Origin of the sequence: Staphylococcus ratti, from assembly GCF_020883535.1 — a bacterium.
Taxonomy (GTDB): Bacteria; Bacillota; Bacilli; order Staphylococcales; family Staphylococcaceae; genus Staphylococcus; species Staphylococcus ratti.
In genome coordinates, this window is sequence record NZ_CP086654.1 from 1,968,829 (window position 1) to 1,988,437 (window position 19,609).

The window sequence follows — 19,609 nt, forward strand, 5'->3', positions numbered from 1 at the left end:
TGTTTCACGTAGAAATGCAGTAATATTTAAAATTCAGTTTCAATCGTACGATCATCTCTAATTAAACGTCCATTTTTAATATACCAACGTCGGGTTGCTGAGCTGATTGAAGCACGTCGATGCGCAATGGTTATCCTTGTAATATGTGCAAAGTGCGCTTGCAATGTCTCATGAATTTTATTTTCCGTTACATGATCTAATCCAGCGGTCGGTTCATCTAATACGATAAGTTGTGGTTTTAATAACAATACACGCGCCAATTCAATGCGACGCATTTCGCCACCGGACAACATTTCGCCACCTTCTCCAATTAACGTATGAATCCCTTCTTTAAGTTGCTCGATTTTCTCTCCTAGTGCGACTTGCTCTAACACTTCTATAACGTCATTATCATCTATGTCTTTAAACAATGTTACATTTTCAGCAATAGTTGCGTTAAATATATACGGTGTTTGTGATAAATATCCTATGTTTAATGTCTTAGAAAACGTGATCGTACCTTTAGTTGGACGGTGCTCGCCTAACAACAATCGAATCAGTGTTGTTTTACCTGCCCCACTAGGACCTACTACCGCGATATGCTCCCTTTCAAAAATATGTGCAGAAACATTGTGTAGCGCATCGACTGTAGCATTAGGATATTGATAAGTAACTTGATTAAACTGGATTAGCGGTTGTTGGTGAGAGACTACAACGCTATCAATATCTTTTACAGGTGTTTCAGCGAGTGCATTTCGAATAATTTCGCTCGCTCCTTCACTTTCTTTACCAACATGAAACGCTTGTCCTAAATCTTTAATCGCATTATAAAATTCAGGCGCTAAAATAAGTGCTATAACTGCTGTTAAAAATGAGATATTATTAAAAACAATCAAACTCAAACCTACCTCTAATGCTACAAGACCGATACCTAACATACTGATAAAATCAAGCATTAAGCCTGACAAAAAGGCACTTTTTAAAATCACCATTGTTTTATCACGAAATTGCGTACTTTCATGTTCAATTTTCCTAATCGCATCGTCCGAACGCTGAAACAATTTTAATGTCACTAATCCACGCGTTAAATTAACAAAACGTTGACTGAAATGATTTAAAAATGTCATTTGGTCTTTTGCTGCATCGCGCGTCTTTAGACCAAATATAATATAAAACAACGGGATAAAGGGCGCGGTTACAATCATAATCAACGCTGTCGGAACATGTACCCAAAACATGACCATAATAATGGTAAACGGCACTAGCATTGATTTAAATAATTGTGGCAAGTACGTTCTAAAAAACGGCAACATTTCTTTTAATGTTTCTGTAGCCGTAGTCAGTTGTGCTCCTACTGATTGACTCGAACGTTGTTTGAGTAAGCGTTGTCTCACATTACAACGAATGTGGTAGCTTAATCTTTCACCTATCCAGTCGTTAAACATCATAAAAAGCGCTCTAAAAACTAAGGACCCTGCCAATAACCCCAGTAATACGTGCCACTGATTATTTTCTTTAAACAACAGTGCATTTAAAATCATCGCTATCGTAACATTTTGGGTAATGATGGTAAGTGCTAATCCTATATTGACAATACCTAAAAATATGACAAAACGGCGATAATCCTTTAACCAACTATAAAGCCATTTCATAATAAACCTCCTTTCCTCAAAGGTAATTTATGTATCCCCATTGTGACCGATAGTGCTAGTATATAATGATAGCTTTTTGGGTGCATTTGAATATACTTAAATTTGTGTAAAGTTGTGACAGTTTGTTTACAACACTTCTTCTCATACTTTTGCCCGATAGCGTTATTTTGTTGAGACATGCATATACGACATGTGCTATGATATGCTAAGTTATAAAGTAAAAATAAACATAAAGAGGGTTAATGTTATGCTATTTTTCGAATTACTTAAGGCATTAGTGCTTGGTATTGTTGAAGGATTAACTGAGTTCGCGCCAGTTTCTTCAACAGGTCACATGATTTTAGTAGATGACATGTGGTTAAAATCAACACAATTTTTAGGTTCTGAATCTGCCTTTACATTTAAAGTTGTGATTCAGTTAGGTTCGGTATTTGCAGCAGCATGGGTTTTTAGACATAAATATTTTGAAATGCTACACATTGGAAAATACGCTCCTGAAGTACAAAGTGGACGTCGTTCAAAACCACGACGTTTGAAGATTACACACATTTTAGTCGGGATGATTCCTGCTGGGATTCTTGGAGTTTTATTTGATGATTTCATTGAAAAACATTTGTTCAGTCTCCCAACCGTTTTAATCGGACTATTTTTAGGTGCAATTTATATGATTATTGCGGATAAGTTTAGTCGCAATGTACGCAATCCAATAAAAGTAGATGAAATCAGTTATTTCCAAGCTTTTGTTATTGGTTTATCTCAAGCTATTGCTATGTGGCCTGGTTTTTCACGTTCAGGGTCAACGATTTCAACAGGGGTATTAATGAAAATGGATCATAAATCAGCGTCTGATTTTACGTTTATGATGGCTGTCCCAATTATGTTGGCAGCAAGTGGCTTATCGCTCATTAAAAACTTTGACCATATCCATCTTTCACATGTGCCGTTTTACATCGTTGGATTTATCGCAGCGTTTATTTTTGGTTTGTTATCCATCAAATTATTCTTAACGTTAATTCAACGTGTAAAACTATTGCCATTTGCAATTTACCGTATTGTACTCGTAGTCGTTATCGCTATCGTATATTACGCCATTATAAATTAATTCCACTATTGTATGAAACAACGCGCATGACTGAAATGGATGCGCGTTGTTTCTTTTTTATGTTCTTCTAACCAAGTTTAAATATAACTTAATTTTAAATCATATTTTTACTTTTAAGTTTCATTTAATGTTTATTTTTATCATTCCCCTTTACTATGTCAATATACACTCGCATTGAAAGGGAATTAAAATAAAATGAATTACATCTCTAATTTTTTCAAGGATGATTTAACAGTCACAAAAGATTCAACAGTCCGTTCGTTTGTTAAAGGCATTCTTTTTGCCGTATTACTTGTTTTTGCATTTGAAATTAGCAATTTCACCCCTCTTCACGCTAAATGGTCTGTCATTTCATTAGTACTTGTCATTATTATCCTCATAGGTATGCACCTTTTAGGCATACGTCTTATGTCTTTCAAACCATTAAAACGCTCAGAACTTTTATTGATTCTTGCTGTTTTACTACTTAATTTCGGCTTAGATGGTTTATTTGATTACTTCGTAGATTCCAATAATGTAAATGATTCTAGCATAGCAGATGATTTTAAAAATGTTCCATTATGGGCTTCTATCATTAGTTTAGCCATTATTCCAGCACTTGCTGAGGAGATACTCATACGCGGTATCGTTTTACGTGTATTTTTCAGAAATCATTTATTTTTGGGTATGATTATTTCAAGTTTAATCTTTGCTTCTTTGCATAGTGCAGATTCACTAATTGGATACTTGCCGTATTTTTATTCTGGCATTTTATTCACACTCATTTATTTAAAAACGAAACGCATCGAAACGGCGATACTCGTTCACTTTTTAAATAATTTTATAAGTACACTTTTCATTTAAAAACACATGAATCACAAGAAAGGAAACGTTATTATGAAACTAGGTATGTTACTTATTCGTTGGATGCTTGCAACTTCATTTTTAGTACACGGCACACTTAAATTTGTTGATTTAGATGGAACGATTCACTTTTTAGGTTCACTCGGTTTGCCACCAACCCTCGCCATTTTAATGTCTATTGGAGAAGTAGTGGGCGGCGTTATGCTTATTGCAGGTATACTGACACCTTATGTCAATGTTTTTTATATCAGTGTCATGTTAGGCTCTATTTTCACACTTAAACTCGGCCGTGGATATGTAAGTGGATTTGAATTTGAAATCATTCACATCGTTATGAATTTAGCGTGTATTTGTAGCTACAAATGGAATAAATGGATGCAATTTTATTAATTTAAATAGAACGGCGGGGACATTGAATGTTCTCGCCGTTTAATATTGAAATATTTCCTACTATATCGCACTTCATATGAATTGTATTGCGCGTTTATCTTCTAGTATCATAGGGTAAAAGGACTTAAGTATATTCTTAAATGGAGGCAACGTGCATGAATAAAACGATTAAAACAATTATCAACGTATTACCTATTTTTATCGTGCCATTAATTACTGAACGACAAAAATTCAAAGCGCATCCTGATGTTCAAAAAATGACAAACGCAACAGTGAACACGTCTAAAGCTGTAGCACAAAAGACATCTCATGCCGCAAACCATGTTAAAACCGCAACGCGTCACGTCACACATTCTGTGGCTTCAAATACCAGTCAATTTAAAGACAATTTAGAGATTAAAAAGCGACGCCGAGATTACAATAAGGCGATGAAAAAAGAAGCCGAAGCACAACGCTACAGAAGAGAAGAAAATGTCCGTGCACGTGGCAAAACACTTGAAAAAGAAAATCGCAAAGAAATTAACAAATTGAATAAGAAACTTCAAAAAACGATTGATAAGCGCCATAAGGAAGAAGAAAAAGCGCTTGAAAAACGCCAAAAAACAATGGTGAAAAACTTAGATAAATTACAAAAATACGAAGAAAAAGCTGGACATGTCCCTGGAAATAATGTTGCCAGTGATTTTGAACTCGCTTCTCCTTCTAATGAAAAAGTTTTACAAGGTTACAACGATCGCTCAGAAATCATTACTGAAGGTCAGCGCTTAGAAAAAGAGAAGCAATCAGAAACAAAAAAGTTGAATAAAAAGCTCCAAAAAAATATCGATAAGCGCCATAAAGAAGAAGAGAAACAAGCAAAAAAAGAAGCAAAAGCACGCCAAAAACAAATGAAAAAACTTCAGAAAAATGATAATAAACCTACTGAAGTCGACACTTTAGGTGCTACTGCAAGTAATCACGCAATGAAAAGTGGCGAAACAACGTCACATCAAAATAATAACACTTCTAAAAAAGCACAGAAACAACAAAAGAAAGACGCTAAAAAACGTCAGAAACAAGCAGAAAAGTTGAATAAAAAAATACAAAAAAGTGCTAAAAATGTAGATTTGGCAAAACAAGCGCCTTCACCGGACAAATTACCTCCGCGCATTCAGTCTATGGCGGAAGTGCAATCATTTGAAGCTCAAACTGGCATCGTTTCTAAAGACAAACAAGTTAAAACTGACGCACATTCTACAAGCCACACTGAATCCAATTCAAAAGGGCCAAAAGATAAAAAAACAAGTTTAAACACACAAATCAATGAAAGCTTGGAAAAAGCACCTTTATTTAAGCGACAGTACGCACAAATGGAACAACATGTGAAAAATAGTGATAAGCAACGTAACGACGATACACTTAATCATGTTTCTAAAGACGCACTAAATAAATTAAAACGCTAAAATGCGCGTTCTTATAGACGGAGATGCTTGTCCTGTAGTAGATTCAATTATTGAATTAACTGTAGAGACAAGCATTTTTGTATATATTTATCGTAGTTACGCACACTTTTCACATCAAGTTTTCCCTCCACATGTTGAAAGCATCTATATTGACGGCGGACGTGATGCTGTCGACTTTGCTATAATCAAAGCAATACAACTTAATGATATCGTGGTGACACAAGATTATGGCCTTGCAAGCATTGCTATTCAAAAAACGCCTTATGTCTTACACCATCTTGGTTACCTCTATACTAAAGAAAATATTGATCAACTGCTGTTACAACGCTTTTATAGTCAACAAGAGCGTCGTAAATCTCGACGTCATTCTAAAGGCCCCAAACCCTTTAAAGATGAACAACGTCTTCAATTCGAAAAAACATTTCAATCTGTAATCAATCAAGAAAGAGAAAAGGAGTAATTTTATGGTTAAACGTATGGCTGTTTTTTGTGGTGCAAGCAAAGGATATAATGACATTTACGTTAAAGAAGCTTATCAACTTGGGAAGTATTTCGCAGAACAAGATATCGAACTTATTTTTGGCGCTGGTTCAGTAGGTATTATGGGCGCAATACAAAATGGTGTATTAGATCACGGAGGCAAGGCTATCGGTGTCATGCCTAGATTTTTAGATGAACGTGAGATTACTAGCCAAAACGTTACGGAGCTCATACTTGTAGATTCGATGCATGAACGCAAACAAAAAATGTCAGAACTTGCAGACGCATTTGTTATGGCACCAGGTGGCGCTGGTTCGCTAGAAGAATTTTTCGAAATTTATAGCTGGGCACAAATTGGACTTCATCAAAAACCAATTGGCATATTCAATACGAATGATTTTTTCAAACCGCTCATTTTGTTAATCCAACATATGATTAATGAAGGCTTTATCGATAAAAAATATGAAACATTAGCTCAACCTTATGATAGTCCACAAACACTCATTCATGGACTAAAACATAGCACCCCTATCTCTACACGAACTTATGATTAAAATATAAAACGTCTAAAAGGAACAAGCTACAATAAGCTTCGTCCTTTTAGACATTTTATTGTGGTTGCCAAACATAACGTACATGCTCTTTTAATTCGTGATATTCGCTTAATTCAGGGTGTTCAAAAGTGTCGACAAAGGTCATGCCTATTTTCTCCATTACCCGAATAGAGGGTTTATTCGCTTTTGCAGCAATGGCGTATATAGGTCCGAGGGTTTGATCTTTAACATAATTTAAAACTGCTTCTGCGCCTTCTTGTGCGATGCCATTATCCCACACTTCTGGAATTAATCTCCAACCAATTTCGTAAAAAGGACGTTCTTTAAATGGATAATGACTGTCTTTTGAAATATAATTTAATCCTATAAACCCAATCCAACTATGCACTGCTTTTAATTCTACCGCAAACAATCCAATGCCTTGTTCTTTTAACGTTTGACGCATAGATTCAAAATCTAATTTTGACCTTTGATAGCTCAATAAACTGGTAAAATAACGCCGCACTTGACGATTGGCATTCATCTTTTGAAGTGGTAACAAATCCGAATCTTCCCAATCTCTTAAAATCAGACGTTCTGTTTCAATATATACAGTCATTGATACACCTCCTATCGACAATCTCATAAAAAAGCGCGCCTTAGCTACATTGGCTAAAAAACGCGCATCATACGTTTGAACTTATGCTCTTGAAATGTAGCTTATAAGTTGAATTTTTACCGATTTGTCTTTCAGTCTACTTATATCTTGACCTTTTTTTGTAGTAAAAATCGCATCAACAAAATCATTTTTGTGATTTAAACGATACGTTGCCGTATACGTTTCCCAATCATGATTAAAGTTAGGCTTTAAAGCGATGTAACGGTTCAATTCTCCAGTTGAATCAACAATGCTATATCCCGTAATATTTTCAATTTCACGTCCCAATTCAACTAGTGACATGTCACGACCTTCGATTAAATTAAACTCTTTTTCATACATAGTGCAGTCCCTCTTTTCTCTACGATCAATTATGTGTTTTTTTACCCTAATCTATCACGAATCAAACGCATATGTTGTACGTCCGATGCTATACATTTCACTACTCTGTTTTATCTTTTTTATCTTTAGTTGTACTTGATGCTTCTTCTTTTGTGGTTGGTGTCTTTTTCGTTTTTTCGTCTTTCCCTAACGTTTCTTCTTTGTCTTTTGAGTCATGTTCTGTTGTGTCGTGATCAGACTTTGATGATTTGTCTTTATGTTTATCTTTTGAAGAAGGTTCTGGTTTTTTTATATCTTCTTCTAACTGTTTCACTTGATCATCTAATTTTTTACTCTGATCTTTCAACTTTTTATTTTCATCTTGCAACTTTTTTTGATCTTGCTCTAAAGCATTAATTTCATTTTGAAGTTTCTCTTTTTCACTTTGTCCACAACCTGATAATAGTAGCGCGCCTGCCGCTAAAGTACAGAGTATTTTTTTCATATGTATTCTCTCCATTACTGAATTACTATTCCTATTTTATCATGGTTCTAATACTTACGCACTTTTAGTCATATTTTAGCATTTTTTGCATAACCACTTTTTGAACACTGTAGCCTAATTTTTCGTTTAACGCACGCATCGCATCGTTATTTTCTAATACGGTCCCGACGATTTGACGTGCTTGTTGATGCATCGCCCATGTTTCAATATGTTGTTTTAAAATCGTAGCAAGTCCTTTATGTCGTACATTTGGCGATACATACAACGATTCTATCGTGACAGTCTGTGATGATACATCATGATGCCCCCATATGTATGCGATTACTTTGTCACCTTCTACTGTTGCTTCGATGTAATCGCCATTAAGTTCAATACGTCGCTGTATCATTTCTTCGTATAAAGCACATGCCATCGTGTGAGATTGTGTCACTATTAAAGGGTCATGTTGAAGCATCTGGACGTGGTATGATGCAATTTGACGTATGAAAGCTTGATCTTCCATTGTAATTATTTTCATGACATTTCCTCCTTTAATATTGATTTGTACTCACAAAGTCGTCATAATATAATCAACTTAAATTATGCCATAAACGAAGTGGAGGTGTGTAGGATGAAATCTGTTGAACAACTAACGCGTGATAATAATGTCAAATCGCTACGCTTAAATAATACGGATAGACAAATTTTTGAAAGCTATATGACCTATGTACGTGCCGACATGCGCGTCAACGCATATGATTCTGAAAAAATGTTACAACATATTTTGGATCATTTGTTAAAAGCAGAAGATAAAGGGACACATGCCATGGACTTTTTCAATCATGATCCAAAAAAACATGCCATACACACCATTAAAACATTACCTAATCATACCATCATTAATATCTTTCAAACGATTTTAAAACACCTTGTCCTATTGCTTGGCGTCTTTTCTTTTTTAAAGGGCTTTATAGGCTTTTTTATTAATGATACACGTATTTATTTGTACACATTTCCTATCACCTTTTTAATCGGGTTATTTGTGCTATTTTTATTTATATGGGCGTGCTACAAAATGGTACAATTACAAGCTTTTAATTATTCGAGGTTCGCTTGGCTCTTTGGATATGCCGTCATCATCGCCCTTTTTTTAGCGCTGTTTTTACTTTTCTTTTTTCCACAAAACAGTTTACAATGGGGGCCGTACATTAATATCGGCAATTGGACATTTATTTTAATTTCATTTGTTATCATATCTATCGGCCTATATCTCAATGAACGTCAAGAAAAGAAGAAAAACACGCAAACCGCTTCTTGGCGCTATAAAGGCACATAATTCTGTTCATTATATATAAAGGGAGTGTGACAGAAATCTATTTGATTTATGTCTCACTCCCATCTTTACTTTTGAAATAGATGATGTTTAATATCATGAAAATGATTACAATTATCCCGTAGTATCTTGATTCAAATTGAATAATATTAAAGAGTATCAATATGTTAAACACTAAAAATAGGAGTATGAGTAACAATAGTATTTTTCGACCTATTTTCTCCACTGAATTCACCCCTTTTTATTTTATCATTTCTTAATAATTACCCGTAATAAGAAGTGAATTGCGTAGAGCAATGGTAAAAATCAAGTGCCATCAAAACTCAAAGAGCGTGTGACAGCTGAATGTCACACGCTCTTTTTCAAATGATTACACTTTTCAAATTTTAATTGATTAATAATGCATCGACGAAAAACCATATCACCATAATCAACATGACGATGGCCTGCATCAATGTGCTTGAAAAGAAAGCAACAAGCGAGCCAAAACTTGCTTTTAACGCTTGATCAAAGCGACGTTGTTGGGCCATTTCAACAATGATAACAAGTATAAATGGTACGATAAGTATACCAAAAGGTGGGAAAACAAATGAGCCGATAATCACACCAATCAGTGCCGCCCATTCCCCTTTCTTACTTCCACCAAAGCGATTGACAAAATAACGATTCATTAACAAATCAGAGATAAATATTAATAATGTAAAAAATACCATCGCAAGCCAAAATAACCATGACAACGTTTCATTATTAATGCCAAATTGATAAATTAAAAATCCTATCCACAATACGAGCACTGCGGGAATGATAGGTTTAATTAAACCGATAAACGCAACAATAAACGCCGCGATAACCAATAACCATAAAACAATTTCCATCATTTAAAAATCCTTTCTAATGTTCAGTAGGGCTTACTTTAGTTTGAGTCAAAATGATTAAAATAAATCCTATCGCCAATGAAGCAGCGGATACATAAAAAACATTACCGAGTCCTACCCATTGACTCATTGCACCACCTAATAAGTTCCCCATCAATTGACCTACAACCATTGCGTTCGCAAAAAGCGTTGAAGCATATCCTGGAAACTGCGGTAAAATATCTTGAAAGTAGCTAATACCAATGCCTAATAACACTGCTAAAAATGCTGCTAAAAATAGTTGACCTACAAGCATCATTTTAACACTTTCAAAAATACCGATACTTCCAAAAAATAGACAACCACAAATCGCCGCAAACGCAAGTAAGGTTTTTGTTTCAATTTTACTGGCGACCATTCCTAAAATAATCATAAATGGGACTTCAAGACCTGCACAAAGACTTGCAAGATGTCCCACATATTTTTCATCTTCTTTAAGGTATTGCGTTACAAATAATGGCATATTTAAAGTGTACATCCATTGGCCAATATGAAGGAGAATAAAGGCTAAAAACGGAATAATTAAGTATGTATGTTTCAACATGGATGGGGCGTTATCTTCCGTCATTTGCGTCCCCCGAAGCGGTTGGTGTTCTTTTGTTTCTTTAAAGAAGAAAATTTGTAGCAGTAAAGTCAGTAAAATAATAGCTACTGTTCCACCAAATAAACCGTCATAACCCCAAGATTGATTCAAAACATTTCCTACAAGTGGGCCAAAAAGAAAGCCAAATGAAAACATCGATCTTAATACTGAATTGGCAAAAACCGCTCGGCTACTTGAGGTAGATTGATTAATAGACTCTCTCGCCGAAGCGTATAATTGTGGCATTGCAGGCGCAAATAAACCTTGAAAAATCGCATATAAAATAATAAACAATGTGATATTTTCTATAAAAAATGGCAACGCAAAACTTAAAGCGCCCATGAATAATGCAATAATGATAATCACTTTTCTATTAATTGGATGTGTATCCGAAAAGCGCGCAACAACTGTATTAATTGAAAACTGACAAATTGCCGCCAATGCTAATAATAAACCAAATTGATTGGTTGTCATCCCTAATTTATTGGTCGCAAACAACACAAAAAAGGGTACAGTTACCGCAATCCCCATACCAATTAACATCATATTAACTACAAATAATTTGTAATTTTTAATGTGTAATAGCTCTCGAAACATAAGTGCCTCCTTTCTTTACAATGATGATGACGCGCCGACATGTTCTTTTAAAATATTAATGAAAGAACTGACTTGGGGAAGTTGTACCATGCTTACCTCGTAACTCAAATAAGTTGAGCGAACTAATGATTCTTCTTCGATATCTACTTTCACAAGTTCAAATTTTGTCTCGTCTAAATCTTTTACCATAATCTCAGGCAATATGGTCACGCCGACCCCACTTAAAAGTAGTGCTTTACATGTCGCCACCTGATCCACTTTAATTCGTGCATGATAATCTTGTGACATATGATGATGGTACCACGTTTTAATTTGGTTAATGTAAACCGGATCAGCTTGGAATTCTATAAATGGAAGCTTTTGAAGTTCTTCTTCTTTATTTTTAGGATAAATAAAGTAATGTTGATCATCCATTAAATGATCATTATGGAGGTTAAGTAATTGGTTCCCACGAACAATCATGATGTGGTAATCATTATGATGCGCTTTAATATGTTCGCTCGACCCCACTTGAAGTTGAATCTCAACATATGGAAATTCACTTGTATATCTCGATAATACTTTAGGTAAAACCGTTTGTCCTACAAGAGATGAACATCCAATAGAAAGTGTACCACTTACCGAACCGATATGCGCCTTTATTTTATCTTGGAAAAGCCGTTCGCGGTTTAACATCGTTTTCGCATGTTCGATGACCATTGCGCCTTCTATTGTTGTTATCAATTGCTTTTTCGTACGTATAAAAATTTCGACTCCAAAATGGCGTTCAATAGATTTAAGACGTTGTGTAACTGCAGGCTGTGAAATATATAAACGCTCTGCAGCTTTTCTTAAAGTTCTTGTCTCATCTAATGTAATCAACAATCGGTAATCATCAATTTTCATAGTCAACCTCCTTTATAAATAAAAAGAAACACTAGACATCGTATGTCCAGTGTGCAGAAGTCATCATCACATAAATTATGTCGTATGAATTTAAGATGTATGTGACGCTTATAGCTGCGTACTTTTTTCTTTTTTTTGGTATTTTCGATTTATTTTTTTATAGCAATACATCGCTTTGTCATTGATACTTTTAAAATCTTCATCAATTTGAATCATAAGCTGGTGTGCGATCACATAGGCTTCATGATATTGCTTTCGCGTAATTTGATTTGTCTTTAGTGCACGTTCTAAATCATCTTGATCAACAAGCTCATACTTTCCATCAGGCAACGCAAGTACATCAAGGCATAAGTCGACTGTGCGTGCTTTCCCTTTTTGCGTAATATTTTTTAAGTTAATATCAAAATAATATTGTAAAGGTTCTCCTTTATCGTTAAACATGACGGTCATACTATAACGTTTCTTTTCGGGTAAAATCTGTAGCCACTGAAAATGGTCGTCTGCTACAACCATTCGTTTTCCAACAACAGTCACCTCCAAAGGTTCTCTCACCTTATTCATCGTTATCAAACCGATAATACCTTTAAATTTATTATTATTAACTTTGACTTCGATATAATCCCGATCTATGAGGCGACGCCAGTGACGTTTATCAATATACTTTATCTTCACAGTCACCAACTCCCTTTTGTTCATTATATATAAAGTTCACTATGATGTCACTAAAGAAAGATTTAACGCCCATCTCCTATTCAGGAAAACGATTAAATGTAAATATAGCATTTTAAAAGGAAAAAACTGATGCACTTACTAAGGAAGGCATCAGTTTCAGGTTATGCTGATTATAACTCAACGTTATGGAAAACGTGTTGGACATCTTCTAAATCTTCTAGAACATCGATTAATTTTTCAAAAGTTTCTTGATCATCTGGCGAAAGTTGCACCTCTGTTTGTGGTAGCATTTCAAACTCAGCCACTTCAAATGTGCTAATACCTAAACCTTTTAACGCTTGTTGAACTGTCGCAAATTGGTCTGGTTCAGCGTATACAATTGTAAGACCTCCATCTTCAATCACATCACGAACATCGATATCCGCTTCCATTAATCCTTCTAAAATAGAATCTGCATCAGAACCTTCAAATGCAAATGTCGCAGTAGGATCAAACATGTAGGCCACAGAACCGGACACGCCCATGTTCCCACCATTTTTTCCAAATGCAGCACGCACGTCAGAGGCAGTACGGTTTACGTTGTTTGTTAATGCATCCACAATGACCATTGAACCACTTGGACCAAAACCTTCGTAACGTAATGAATCAAAGTTTTCATCACCGCCACCTTTTGCTTTATCTATCGCACGGTCGATGATATGATTTGGCACTGAATATGTTTTCGCACGTTCAAGTACAAGCTTTAAAGCTTGATTTGACTCAGGATCAGGTTCTCCTGATTTTGCTGCAACATAAATTTCTTTACCAAACTTCGCGTAAATGCGACTTGTATTTTTGTCTTTTTGCGCCTTTTTTTCTTTAATATTGTTCCATTTACGTCCCATTATTTCCATCTCACTTTCAGTTGCTAATGAACACCTTTTATTATACCGCTTTTATTTCTGTATTATCAACTGACCGTGCTAAGTCGTCACAAAAATAAGTTGCGCAACTTCAAGCGCATCATTTTTATTTTCACTTCCATATATTAATAAACGTCCATCTTGGAAAAACGTCATTTTATAATGTCGGTATTCAAGCAGTTTTACAAATTGATTTTGTTTGATGACATTGACATTTGGAGATAATAATTTATCAAAATCCTCAGGCGCATAACGCACTTGAATCACGTTACCACAATAGTATTCTCCTTCTATTGTTGATTGCTTTAATCGCTGATAGTGATGTTGGCGACATACTGGGCAATCTTCTTCTTTTAAATTAACAATATGCGTAGATTTCATTTCCCCTTTATAAATATCAATCCATTTCATATCATAAGAAAACATGCCTGTCATTAAATAATTGAACACCTCTGCTACAGCAAAACTACTTGCGATATGCACTGCTGGTGGTAGCACACCATGTAACGCACAGCTTTCCATTGTTTCAGGTGGCTCAGGCATAATACATTGTAGACAAGGGCCGTTGCTATCAATTGGAAACACACTAACTTGACTTCCCAAAACAGCACTATAAATGTAAGGAATGCGCATTTTATTTGTTGCTTCATTAACTAGATATCTTGTTTCAAAACGATCCAAACCATCCAACACAACATCTGGTTGATGTGTTTCTAAAATGCTTAAAATATTTTGTGGTAAGACTTCCATATTCATCGCTTCAATTTTCACTTCACTATTCATAGCTTGAAGGCGTTCTTTTAGCGCAAATACTTTCGGTTTCATTTCATTTGCATCTACTTCAAGGTAACCACTTTGACGATGCAAATTAGACAACGTCACGATATCTCTATCGACGATAATGAGTTTGCCTATACCACTGCGTACAAGTTGTTCTGCAATACCACTTCCAAGCGCGCCTACACCAATAATCAGTGCGCATAGGTTTTGTAATTTTTTCTGAGTTGTATTGCCAAAAGCATGGAATTTTTCTTGCCTATCATAACGTTTCATCAAAGAAAACCGATTCCCTCTGAAGGGCTTGATTGAACCGCATTGTAACGAATAGGGATACGTCCCGCTTCATAACTCAGACGCCCTGCTTCGATCCCTTTTTTCATTGCTTCTGCCATTTTAACTGGGTCTTTCGCACTAGATATTGCAGAATTCAACAAAATGGCATCCGCGCCTAATTCCATAGCTTCGGCACAATCTTTGGCTGAACCTATCCCTGCATCAACAATTACAGGCACTTGGCTCTTTTCAATAATGTACCGTAAATTTAATGGATTACTGATGCCTCGACCTGTACCTATTGGGGAAGCAAGTGGCATCACTGCGTGTACGCCTAATTGTTCTAAGCGTTTGGCTAATACGACATCATCTGAAATGTACGGACATACAATGTACCCTTTTTCAAGCAAAATTTCACAAGCTTTATATGTTTCAAGAGGATCTGGTAATAACGTCGCGTCGTCTCCTATCACTTCTACTTTAACCATGTCGCAGACCCTTGCTTCATTGGCTATTTCAGCAATACGTACTGCTTCTTCTGCTGTTTTAGCTCCTGCTGTGTTCGGAAAAGTTATAAATTTTTCTAAATCAATATCTGCTAGCGGATTTGGAAGTGCATTGTCATATAAATTCATACGTCTTACCGCAAATGTCAACACCTCAGTTCCAGAAGCGACAATCGCTTGCTTTTGAATGTCAGCATTTTCAAACTTCCCTGTACCGAGCAATAATCTAGATTTAAATGTAAATTGTCCAATTTTCAACATGTTAACCGCCTCCTACAAATTCAAGTATTTCAATTTGATCATTTTCTGAAATCATATGTGCAGTCCATAATGAACGTTTGATTACTTGACCATTCACTTCTACTGCCATACGTTTGCTTTCAATTCCAAAATGTTGAATCATTTCTGCTATCGATATCTCTTTATCAAAACATTGCGTTTCGCCATTCACTTTCACCTTCAATCGACTCACCTCCTTATCCATTCCATTTCTGCACCATTTTTAAAAATCCCTTTACATCTTGATTAAATGCCCCATCAATCATCGCTACACCTTGAAATGCTTTAGGTACGTGCGCAATGGTTTCCACGTTTATCCCCCCTATCCCTACGAGGGGGAAGTCCTCCCTTAAAGCATCGTTCACTTCTTTAAACGTACGTGGCGCTTTCCCTGGTTTTGAGCGGGACATATACAAATGTCCAAAAAGCCCCCAACGCACCCCTGTCTGTTTTATCTTGCGAATCATCTCTTGAGAATGGATCGACATACTCACTTCCCAATACGCCATATCTAGTTGCTTCGGGAGCTGATACTCACTAAAATGAATACGCTTCATTCCCATTTCTTGCGCCAATAAAATATTGGTATGGATAATAACCTTTTGCTTAGGGAACCCTTTATCCATCAGTATTCCAAGCCATTTTTTCAGTGACTCATGAGACATTGGCACACGTATAATCACTCCATTAATCCATGGTTCAATTTTTACTAATCTGTCTATATGCCTATCATTTAATATTTCATAAGGGGTAACAGCAATAATCATTTCTAAACCTCCTTAAGTCGTTGCAATTAGGGTTCCATCTTCTATCCAAACAACATAAAAAAACGAGGACAGCATGCTGTCCTCGTCTTTAATATCAGAGTTAAGTTAAAAAGTAGCGACAGATGATTGAAATGAATGACATTTCGATTTCAATCCATCTTATACAGGGGAATGAATCTTTCAAATAAGATTTTGTTCCACACCTGTAGTCTCCAAAAAGATATACGCCACTTTCCTACGCCAGCATTATCTGGATCAGGTACAGGAATTTCAAAATCACTATTTTAATCTCAGCCATTAGATGATGGCACTTCCAGTGGTACTTTAATATTCAATTTTATCTGCGAACGTAACGTGCAATATGAAGCACGTAACGAATAATTCTAAATAGATTCAAGAATAAATTAAAACCCATTTCTCTCGGAGAGAAAGCGCCTCGTTTCATCCTATTAAAATCATACAACGTATAAAGGAGAAAAAGCAATAGCCCAACAATAGCAATGATGGTGTGATACAACGGATTGTGAATAAACCATCCTACAAGACTAGCAACAATTAATGCTACAAGCGTGACAAATAGGTACTTTCCTAAACTCGAAGCATCTTTAATCATAAAAAAACCAATGAAACCAAATACGACAAAACCAATAATTGCCAATAAAACATTTTTAAAGAAAACACTAGGTCCTAAATCTTGTAATGTCGCAGTAAAAGTCGCATAAGATAATAAACCAGAAACAATGGTATACACATGCGACATAATTGGACCGCTAAAACGCGCACGTTGAACGACCATCGTTACGAGTATGAGCAATAGCAACCCTATAGAAAGTGGTTGACGCCATTCCATAGGTAAAAACTGACCAAAATACGTCGCAATGCCAAAAATAATCCAATAATACGTAAAGAAAAGCCACACTTTTCCATATTGAAATGGATGCTTTTTAACATTACCGGATTCAGAAATCGATGTCATCCATTCCCCCTCCTTTTTGAGGTTGTCTTTATAAATTCAATGCTAAAACAGTAAATGAATTATTACAACCATTTTAATATTTAAAAAATATGAAATTCGGGTATAGGACTTAAGTCCCATTCCTAAAAACATTTCAAGTGTTTTTCGATCACTTTTTTATTTACCACAACATTACACCTTTGTAACATGTCACAAATCATGGTTAATTTTTGTTACCATGAAGTGGAATCTAATAAAGTAGTAACTTATTTAAACAAACTATGAAAATAAGGAGGCAATACTTTGAAAAAATTCGCTTTTGCACTTACATTTACTTCTGGCGCTGCAGCATTATTAGCTCACCAAGATGCGGATGCTTCAACACAACATACCGTTCAATCTGGTGAGTCAATCTGGACTATCGCACAAAAATACAATATCTCTGTGGATCAAATTACACAAGATAACAATCTTTCGAATCATATTATTTTCCCAGGTCAAGTGCTTTCAATTGGCTCAGGAAATAGCGGTAACACACAAAATACTACGGCACCAAACCTTTCTCAAGGTAATACACATACTGTACGTGCTGGGGAATCATTAGACATTATTGCCGCACAATATGGGGTAACTGCACAAGATATTATGAACGCGAATAATTTAAATGGTTACCTTATTTTCCCAAATCAAACATTAAAAATCCCTGGTGGTTCTGGCGGTAATGGCTCAGCTGGTTCAAGTACACCTGATGGTTCAACACCAAATGGCGGCTATAACTCTCCAACATTTAATCATCAAAATCTTTACGATTGGGGACAATGTACTTGGTACGTATTCAATAAGCGTGCGGAAGCTGGTCAACCGATTAGCACGTACTGGTGGAATGCAGACCATTGGGCAACAAATGCTTCAGCTGATGGTTATACGATTGATCATAACCCTACTGTTGGATCTATAATGCAAAACTATGAAGGCCCAGTTGGGCATGTTGCTTACGTAGAGCGTGTAAATCCTGATGGTAGTATTTTAATTTCTGAAACAAACTACAATACACCACCTGGAACACCTGATTATCGTACAATTCCAGCATCAATTGCATCATCTTACAATTATATTCATTAATTTTAATCAATTCCTCGTTTAGTCTATGAGATCACATACGCTAAGCGAGGGTTATTTTATGTAAAGACCTTACTTTATTACTGTGTCGTTATAAATGTGTTCCTATACAAAAACACCACATACGTCGTGGATGTCGACGTATGTGGTGTTTGATTTATAAAAAGATATTCAAAATGAGATAGAATATTGCAGCAATCACTGCAGTAATTGGTAAAGTAATTACCCACGTAACAATCATACGCTTAGCTGTATTCCAATGAACACCTTTAATGCGGTTAGCAGAACCAACCCCTAAAATCGATGAAGAAACAACATGTGTCGTTGAAAGTGGAAAATGCAAATAAGAAGCTGTGAAAATCGTCAATGCAGAAGATAAGTCTGCAGCTGCCCCATTTGCCGGACGAATTTTCATAATGTTTCCACCGACTGTTTTAATAATACGCCATCCACCGACTGCAGTTCCTAATCCCATTGCCGCAGCACAGGAAACTTTAACCCACAATGCAGGTTCTACATCCGATTGAAGATTGGCGACGATTAAAGCCATCGTAATAATCCCCATTGATTTTTGAGCATCGTTTGTTCCGTGTGAAAAAGATTGTAGCGCTGCTGTGAAAATTTGGAAGAAACGGAAATTTTGATTTGTACGCGCAAGGTTCGCGTTTTTAAAGACTTTTTTCACGATAGAATAAATCGTAAAACCAACGATAAATGCAATCACTGGTGAAAGTAATAATACGAGTACAATTTTAGTAAAACCTTGAAAATGTAAAACACTAAACGAGCCTGCAGAAGCAACAGCAGAACCTGCAATTGCACCGATTAACGCATGAGAAGATGAACTTGGAATCCCAAAATACCATGTCACCAAGTTCCATACTATCGCTGCTAAAATGGCCGCGAGAACTACCACTAACCCGTTGTGTATCGTAAACGGATCCACAATATCTTTCGTAATCGTTGTTGCAACACCTGTAAATGTCAATGCGCCAATAAAGTTCATAATTGCCGCTAATAAAATGGCATGCCTCGGTGTTAATGCACGCGTCGAAACAGCAGTGGCTACAGCATTCGCTGTGTCATGAAACCCATTTATAAAATCAAACACTAATGAAAATATAACAATAGCCACCGTTATCAGCACTAAAAATTCCATA

The 19,609-nt window shown here is 35.9% G+C and carries 23 protein-coding genes, 1 pseudogene and 1 riboswitch; of the genes and pseudogenes, 8 read left to right on the plus strand and 16 right to left on the minus strand.

Annotated elements, in window-relative coordinates; genetic code table 11:
• Positions 1 to 26 precede the first annotated feature (26 nt).
• Positions 27 to 1,631, minus strand: a complete 1,605-nt coding sequence (locus LN051_RS09560; RefSeq protein ID WP_229292307.1) for an ABC transporter ATP-binding protein/permease — start codon at positions 1,629 to 1,631, stop codon at positions 27 to 29.
• A 247-nt stretch (positions 1,632 to 1,878) separates the two neighbouring features.
• Between LN051_RS09560 and LN051_RS09565 the strand changes: the two genes are divergently transcribed.
• From LN051_RS09565 to LN051_RS09590, 6 genes and pseudogenes are all read left to right on the plus strand, one after another.
• Complete coding sequence (locus tag LN051_RS09565) at positions 1,879 to 2,733, plus strand: undecaprenyl-diphosphate phosphatase (protein ID WP_229292308.1); 855 nt, start codon at positions 1,879 to 1,881, stop codon at positions 2,731 to 2,733.
• A 195-nt stretch (positions 2,734 to 2,928) separates the two neighbouring features.
• Complete coding sequence (locus tag LN051_RS09570) at positions 2,929 to 3,576, plus strand: CPBP family intramembrane glutamic endopeptidase (RefSeq protein WP_229292309.1); 648 nt, start codon at positions 2,929 to 2,931, stop codon at positions 3,574 to 3,576.
• 33 nt (positions 3,577 to 3,609) lie between these two features.
• The gene (locus tag LN051_RS09575) at positions 3,610 to 3,966 is read left to right on the plus strand and encodes a DoxX family protein (protein ID WP_229292310.1); all 357 of its coding nucleotides are present in this window, start codon (positions 3,610 to 3,612) and stop codon (positions 3,964 to 3,966) included.
• Positions 3,967 to 4,121: 155 nt separating this feature from the next.
• A pseudogene (locus tag LN051_RS09580) lies at positions 4,122 to 4,868 on the plus strand (hypothetical protein); the annotation flags it as partial.
• A gap of 541 nt (positions 4,869 to 5,409) precedes the next feature.
• Positions 5,410 to 5,868: a YaiI/YqxD family protein gene (locus LN051_RS09585; RefSeq protein ID WP_229292311.1), complete on the plus strand. Its 459-nt coding sequence runs from the start codon at positions 5,410 to 5,412 to the stop codon at positions 5,866 to 5,868.
• Between the two features lie 4 nt (positions 5,869 to 5,872).
• Complete coding sequence (locus LN051_RS09590) at positions 5,873 to 6,442, plus strand: LOG family protein (protein WP_229292312.1); 570 nt, start codon at positions 5,873 to 5,875, stop codon at positions 6,440 to 6,442.
• 55 nt (positions 6,443 to 6,497) lie between these two features.
• On the opposite strand, the gene LN051_RS09595 is transcribed toward LN051_RS09590, so the two are convergent.
• The 4 genes from LN051_RS09595 to LN051_RS09610 form a co-directional block, all read right to left on the minus strand.
• Positions 6,498 to 7,040 (minus strand): GNAT family N-acetyltransferase, encoded by a 543-nt coding sequence (locus LN051_RS09595; protein WP_229292313.1) that lies wholly within the window; start codon positions 7,038 to 7,040, stop codon positions 6,498 to 6,500.
• An 81-nt stretch (positions 7,041 to 7,121) separates the two neighbouring features.
• A complete protein-coding gene (locus LN051_RS09600; RefSeq protein WP_229292314.1) occupies positions 7,122 to 7,421 on the minus strand; it encodes a hypothetical protein in 300 nt (99 codons plus the stop codon).
• 100 nt (positions 7,422 to 7,521) lie between these two features.
• On the minus strand, positions 7,522 to 7,905 hold the full coding sequence (locus LN051_RS09605; protein ID WP_229292315.1) for an SA0632 family lipoprotein: 384 nt from the start codon (positions 7,903 to 7,905) through the stop codon (positions 7,522 to 7,524).
• A 64-nt stretch (positions 7,906 to 7,969) separates the two neighbouring features.
• Positions 7,970 to 8,422: a GNAT family N-acetyltransferase gene (locus LN051_RS09610; protein ID WP_229292316.1), complete on the minus strand. Its 453-nt coding sequence runs from the start codon at positions 8,420 to 8,422 to the stop codon at positions 7,970 to 7,972.
• A gap of 93 nt (positions 8,423 to 8,515) precedes the next feature.
• On the opposite strand from LN051_RS09610, the gene LN051_RS09615 reads away from it, so the two are divergent.
• Positions 8,516 to 9,220 (plus strand): DUF1129 family protein, encoded by a 705-nt coding sequence (locus LN051_RS09615; RefSeq protein ID WP_229292317.1) that lies wholly within the window; start codon positions 8,516 to 8,518, stop codon positions 9,218 to 9,220.
• Between the two features lie 383 nt (positions 9,221 to 9,603).
• Here LN051_RS09615 and LN051_RS09620 read toward each other — a convergent pair whose 3' ends face one another.
• From LN051_RS09620 to LN051_RS09665, 10 genes are all read right to left on the minus strand, one after another.
• Positions 9,604 to 10,092: a DUF456 domain-containing protein gene (locus LN051_RS09620; RefSeq protein WP_229293663.1), complete on the minus strand. Its 489-nt coding sequence runs from the start codon at positions 10,090 to 10,092 to the stop codon at positions 9,604 to 9,606.
• 16 nt (positions 10,093 to 10,108) lie between these two features.
• Positions 10,109 to 11,311, minus strand: coding sequence for a sugar efflux transporter (locus tag LN051_RS09625; protein ID WP_229292318.1), 1,203 nt, complete (start codon positions 11,309 to 11,311; stop codon positions 10,109 to 10,111).
• Between the two features lie 15 nt (positions 11,312 to 11,326).
• Positions 11,327 to 12,196: a LysR family transcriptional regulator gene (locus LN051_RS09630; protein WP_229292319.1), complete on the minus strand. Its 870-nt coding sequence runs from the start codon at positions 12,194 to 12,196 to the stop codon at positions 11,327 to 11,329.
• A 108-nt stretch (positions 12,197 to 12,304) separates the two neighbouring features.
• On the minus strand, positions 12,305 to 12,868 hold the full coding sequence (locus LN051_RS09635) for a ribonuclease FAU-1 family protein (protein WP_420853975.1): 564 nt from the start codon (positions 12,866 to 12,868) through the stop codon (positions 12,305 to 12,307).
• Positions 12,869 to 13,038: 170 nt separating this feature from the next.
• Positions 13,039 to 13,752: a YebC/PmpR family DNA-binding transcriptional regulator gene (locus LN051_RS09640; RefSeq protein ID WP_229292321.1), complete on the minus strand. Its 714-nt coding sequence runs from the start codon at positions 13,750 to 13,752 to the stop codon at positions 13,039 to 13,041.
• Between the two features lie 78 nt (positions 13,753 to 13,830).
• Positions 13,831 to 14,823, minus strand: coding sequence for a ThiF family adenylyltransferase (locus LN051_RS09645; protein ID WP_229293664.1), 993 nt, complete (start codon positions 14,821 to 14,823; stop codon positions 13,831 to 13,833).
• Positions 14,823 to 15,590 carry a thiazole synthase gene (locus LN051_RS09650; protein WP_229292322.1) on the minus strand — a complete coding sequence of 256 codons (768 nt, stop codon included), beginning with the start codon at positions 15,588 to 15,590 and terminating at the stop codon, positions 14,823 to 14,825. Before LN051_RS09650 ends, LN051_RS09645 begins: the two co-directional genes overlap by 1 nt.
• Position 15,591: 1 nt before the next feature.
• Positions 15,592 to 15,786, minus strand: coding sequence for a sulfur carrier protein ThiS (gene thiS / locus LN051_RS09655; RefSeq protein WP_229293665.1), 195 nt, complete (start codon positions 15,784 to 15,786; stop codon positions 15,592 to 15,594).
• Positions 15,787 to 15,805: 19 nt separating this feature from the next.
• On the minus strand, positions 15,806 to 16,375 hold the full coding sequence (locus LN051_RS09660; protein WP_229292323.1) for a thiamine phosphate synthase: 570 nt from the start codon (positions 16,373 to 16,375) through the stop codon (positions 15,806 to 15,808).
• A gap of 215 nt (positions 16,376 to 16,590) precedes the next feature.
• Positions 16,591 to 16,700, minus strand: a riboswitch (TPP riboswitch).
• Positions 16,701 to 16,712: 12 nt separating this feature from the next.
• A complete protein-coding gene (locus LN051_RS09665; RefSeq protein ID WP_229292324.1) occupies positions 16,713 to 17,351 on the minus strand; it encodes a Bax inhibitor-1 family protein in 639 nt (212 codons plus the stop codon).
• A 282-nt stretch (positions 17,352 to 17,633) separates the two neighbouring features.
• Here LN051_RS09665 and LN051_RS09670 point away from each other — a divergent pair, with 282 nt between their 5' ends.
• Complete coding sequence (locus LN051_RS09670) at positions 17,634 to 18,452, plus strand: LysM peptidoglycan-binding domain-containing protein (RefSeq protein WP_229292325.1); 819 nt, start codon at positions 17,634 to 17,636, stop codon at positions 18,450 to 18,452.
• A gap of 154 nt (positions 18,453 to 18,606) precedes the next feature.
• On the opposite strand, the gene LN051_RS09675 is transcribed toward LN051_RS09670, so the two are convergent.
• Positions 18,607 to 19,608 carry an inorganic phosphate transporter gene (locus LN051_RS09675; protein WP_229292326.1) on the minus strand — a complete coding sequence of 334 codons (1,002 nt, stop codon included), beginning with the start codon at positions 19,606 to 19,608 and terminating at the stop codon, positions 18,607 to 18,609.
• Between the last annotated feature and the right edge of the window lies 1 nt (position 19,609).